The sequence below is a fragment of the Roseateles sp. P5_B10 genome, assembly GCF_056400485.1.
In genome coordinates this window covers 1-4,191 of the sequence record NZ_JBFULE010000467.1, presented here as the reverse complement: position 1 = coordinate 4,191, position 4,191 = coordinate 1, and the positions used below count along the sequence as shown (strand labels likewise).

The following is a 4,191-nucleotide window of genomic DNA, read 5'->3' as shown; positions in this document are numbered from 1 at the left end:
GGTGTAGRGGGTGCTGGTGTTGTACTGGTAGACGCCGTTCCAGGATACGACGACGTAGCGGTTGGGCGCCGTGCCCTTCTGTTCCCAGGTCACGCCGCCGCTGCCGGCTCGGCTGGGGTCCAGGTCGGTCCAGTAGGCCAGGATGACGTTGGTCGTGGCCGAGGCAACGCAGCCACTCTGCGTGTCGGCCGCGCCGGCCGGCAGGGCGGTGTTGGTGTAATTGCGGAAGAAGCCGGTGTCGGTCCCGAACTGCAGTCCACCATTGGTCAGCACGCGCACCGACGTGTAGGCCGTGCCTGCGAAGGTGAACTTGAAGCCGCCGGTGAAGGTGATGGTGGCCTTGTCGTCGTCGCCCGGGTAACTGGTGCAACTGCGGTCCCACGCGAGGGCATTGGCGGCCGTCTCCCAGGCATAGCTGTCGCTGCGGAAGGTGTAGCTGGACGCGGCCTGCGCGAGGCCGCACAGCAGGGCCAGGGCGATCAGCAGGAGACAGCGGGCGGCGTGCATGTCTTGTACGACAAGGTACGGCTGAGCTGGCGCTCGGCGTAGGTGGGCTCGGTGGTGCTGCCGTTGGGGCAGGCGCCGCCGCTCGCGATGTTGCAGGCGGTGGCCTGCACGACGTAGAAGGCCAGTTGCTGCTCGCCGTCGGTCACCGTGCCGGCAGCCGGATTGCGCGCGCAGGTGATGGTGACGGTGAAGTCGGACAGTTGGTCGGGCAGGGCGATGCTCTTGGTGGCGAAGCAGATGGGCTGGGCGGCACCGCGCAGGACCTGGTAGCTGCCCCAATCCAGACCAGCCAGGGCGGCCTGGTAAGCCTTGGCCGCGGCCAGTTCGCCGGCCGAGCCGAGCTGCTGGCGCTGGCTCAGCGAGGCCAGCGCCACGCCCAGCGCGGCCAGCACCACGAGGATGAAGAGCATGGACATCATCGTGAAGCCGGTACTCCGGTTCGCTAAGCCGCGCAGCGTTCTCATGGCAGGTTGTCCACGTGGACGGCGTGATAGAGGGACACGGTCTCGCCGTAGCGGGTCAGCGAGATCTGCAGCGAGGCGAGGGCGTAGCGGGCCGTCGCCGCGCCGGTGCCGTAGCTGAAGCTGCAGGCGGTGACGTTGCGGGCCAGCACGGCGGCGGTGCCTGCCGGCGGGTCGGCCTGGCTGGCTGTCGCGGCATAGCCGCTGTAGCGGGTGAGCGTGCCGGCGGCGATATTGCAGGTGTAGCTGACGGGTGACTCGATGGCATAGACGCGATATGGCGGCGACTGCAGCGCATTGGGCAGCGCTGCGCCCGCGACGCCGACGTTGACGGCATTGCCCGCGGCGTTGCCGGAGATGCGCACGTTGTCACCGGCGTAGGCGTCGGCGTCCGGCGTGTCGGCGCCGAGGTTGTACCAGGCCAGCTTCTGGCTGGCATGGCTGATCGCGAGCGGCGGCCCAACGATGGCAAAGTTGGGGACGGGCGCGACGCCGAACTGCAAGGCACCGGCACCGGCGGTGGCGTAACGCGCCGCTCCGCTGACGGGGATGAGCTCCAGGCTGTTGCCCTTCACGCGCACACTGTTGGGCAGAGCACCGGCCAGGTCGCGGGCGATGCGGCGCAGCGCGGTGTCGGCCTGTTCGCCGAGCTGGGCGCGGTCGTTGCTGGCGAAGTAGGCATCCGTCGCCGGCACGATGAAGACCGAGACGATGGTGATGACGATGCCGGTGAGGACGATGGTCATCACCGCCTCGATCAGCGTGAAGCCTTGCTGGCGTGAGCGAACGCCTTCAGTTCGCATCGTTGGGGGCATAGCGGGTGCGCCAGCCTTGCAAGGTCAGCGTGCTGCTGTCGGGCGCAGTGACGGTGACGGTGATCTTCAGCGCCTCGCCGGCCACGACGTTGTCCAGGGCGGCCGAGGTCACGGCGACCGAGGCGCTGTAGCCGCCGAGGCCGGCGATGGCCGTGTTGGTCACGTCGCGGATGCCGCTCATGGAGAAGCCGGCATAGTCGTTGACGTTGTCGAAGGAGGTGGTGCCGTAGCGGGTCTCGCCGGGCTCGGTGCCGCTGCCTTCGACGAGCGTTGCGCACCCGGTTGGCGACACCGTGGCCGACGTGGCCGTGGCGACGTTGGCATCGTCGGGGTCGCACCAGGTGAAGTTCATCAGCTCCACCTCGCGCAGCAGCGACTCGGCGATGGCCAGCTGCTGGCGGCGGATCATGGGTTCCGCGCTCGCCGTCGTGGCCGTGACGAAAACCTTCAGCAGCGCGGCCAGCGCAATGCTGACAACGACGATGAAGAGCAGGAGTTCGATCAGGCTCAGGCCGCACTGGCGCGGCCGACGGGGCATGGCCGGCATGCGGGGGATGCTAGCCGAGCGCCTCATGGGTCAAGCCTCAAGGAGTCGCGTAGATCAGGCCCGTATCCGCCTCGATGCGGTAGGCCTGGCTGTAATTGCTGGAGGCGACCGTGACGGTCAGCGCGCCACCCGTGTGGGTCGTCGTCGCGCCGCTGTTGCCGCTGTTGAAGGTCACTGTGCCGCTGGAGGACAAGCAAGGGCTTTCGGTCGCAGGGCAGGGTAGCGTCGCGATGGCGGTGCCACTGCCATTGCCGTAGGCCCAGCTCACGCCGGTGCTGCTGATGGTCTCGATGATGGGGCGGCGCTGCTGCAGGRCCAGCCTGAGCATGGCCTGGTGGCGGCCCTGAAGGTCATCGCCAAAAGAACGCAGCCGCCACAGCGTCGTGTCCACCACCTTGGGGAGGGCGAACACCGCCAGGGCGGCTGTGATCACGATGACGAGGATGAGCTCGATCAGCGTGAAGCCCGCGTCGGCGCGCGGGGCGTGGGTCATGGGATCAGAGGATGCCGGTGACGGTGAAGGTGGCCTTCTTGTCGATGTGACYGGTCAGCTCGCAAGTGCTCACGGTGATGTTGGCGGCAGCGGTGCTGTCCGTCGTGACCGAAAATCCGGTGGGCAGCGGGCTCTGCAGCATCGCAATGACGTCGGAGCACTTGGTAACCGCGACGCCGTTGTTGATGTTGGCCTTGCGGCCGGCGTAGTTGATGGCCGAGGCCGAGCTCAGCGCGCCGGCAAAACCGTTGACGGCCGCCTGCTTGGCGTCGTCATCAACGGCGACGAACTTGGGCAGGGCGACGGCCGACAGCACGCCGAGGATGACGATGACCATCACCAGTTCGATCAGGGTGAAACCAGCTTGCACAGACTTGTTCATGGGGTGCCTTCCTGCGCTCTGGGCGCTGTGGTCCGGGGGGTGACAGGACTATCGGGCAGCGGCTCAGCGATGAGAAGTGAATTGCGCACGAGTTTTATGACGGGTCCACACCGGCCTGCAAACCGTTGCAGGCTTCACGCCCTGGCCGTCGCTTCAACGCCCCATGGCCGCCTGGCCCAGGTTCCACAGTGGCAGGAAGACACCCAGGGCCAGCACCAGCACCATGCCGCCGATGATGCTCAGCAGGATGGGCTCAATGGCGGCGGACAGGCCCTTGATGGCGAAATCGGTCTCGCGCTCATACATCTGCGCGATCTCGGTCATCAGGGTATCCAGCTCGCCCGTCTCCTCGCCCACCGCAATCATTTGCAGCACGATGGGCGTGAAGACGCCGGTGCCCGTTGCGCAACGAGAGATGCTTTCGCCGCGCTCGACGCCGTCGCGCATCTGCTCGATGCGGGCGCCGATGTAGGCGTTGTCCACGGTCTGCGCGACCACGGTCAGCGCCTGGCTGATGGGCACGCCCGAGCTGCTGGCCAGCGCGAAGCTGCGCGCGAAGCGGGCCAGCGTGGCCTTGAGCACGATGTTGCCGGCGATGGGCAGGCGCAGCTTGAAGCGGTCCCAGGTGTAGCGGCCGCCGGGTGTGGCGATCCAGTTTCGCCAGGCCAAGGCCGCGCCGATGCCAGCAGCCACGACCAGGGGCCACCACTTCACCGTCCAGCCCGAGAAGCCGAGCAGGATGCGTGTCATCAGCGGCAGCTCGGTCTTGAAGTGGGAGAAGACGTCGGCGAACTTCGGTAAAACGAAGACGTTGATGACGATCAGTGCGATGGCCATCGCGACGATCACCATGATGGGGTAGCGCAGCGCCTGCTTGATGCGGGCGCGGATGTCCAGCTCGAACTCCAGGTGCTCGGCCAGGCGCTGGAAGACCTCGGTCAGCTTGCCCGTCAGCTCGCCGACGCGGGTCATGGCGACGTAGAAGC

Annotated in this window: 6 protein-coding genes and 1 pseudogene; all 7 read right to left on the bottom strand. The window is 67.2% G+C overall.

Annotation, left to right across the window (positions count from 1 at the left end; translation table 11 throughout):
* Positions 1-507, bottom strand: a pseudogene (locus AC1DU6_RS22050) (LamG domain-containing protein); the annotation flags it as partial.
* Entirely contained in the window at positions 480-971 is a 492-nt protein-coding gene (locus AC1DU6_RS22045; protein ID WP_457352705.1) for an agglutinin biogenesis protein MshP, read from the bottom strand. The gene AC1DU6_RS22045 and the pseudogene AC1DU6_RS22050, both read right to left, overlap by 28 nt.
* A complete protein-coding gene (locus AC1DU6_RS22040) occupies positions 968-1,771 on the bottom strand; it encodes a type II secretion system protein (RefSeq protein ID WP_457322778.1) in 804 nt (267 codons plus the stop codon). The genes AC1DU6_RS22045 and AC1DU6_RS22040 overlap by 4 nt, the downstream gene beginning before the upstream one ends.
* Positions 1,761-2,321 (bottom strand): type IV pilus modification PilV family protein, encoded by a 561-nt coding sequence (locus tag AC1DU6_RS22035; protein ID WP_477859612.1) that lies wholly within the window; start codon positions 2,319-2,321, stop codon positions 1,761-1,763. Before AC1DU6_RS22035 ends, AC1DU6_RS22040 begins: the two co-directional genes overlap by 11 nt.
* Before the next feature lie 46 nt (positions 2,322-2,367).
* Positions 2,368-2,823 carry a prepilin-type N-terminal cleavage/methylation domain-containing protein gene (locus tag AC1DU6_RS22030; RefSeq protein ID WP_477859610.1) on the bottom strand — a complete coding sequence of 152 codons (456 nt, stop codon included), beginning with the start codon at positions 2,821-2,823 and terminating at the stop codon, positions 2,368-2,370.
* 4 nt (positions 2,824-2,827) lie between these two features.
* Positions 2,828-3,205, bottom strand: coding sequence for a prepilin-type N-terminal cleavage/methylation domain-containing protein (locus tag AC1DU6_RS22025; RefSeq protein WP_477859608.1), 378 nt, complete (start codon positions 3,203-3,205; stop codon positions 2,828-2,830).
* A 153-nt stretch (positions 3,206-3,358) separates the two neighbouring features.
* On the bottom strand, positions 3,359-4,191 hold an 833-nt coding region (locus AC1DU6_RS22020; RefSeq protein ID WP_477859606.1), incomplete at its 5' end, for a type II secretion system F family protein.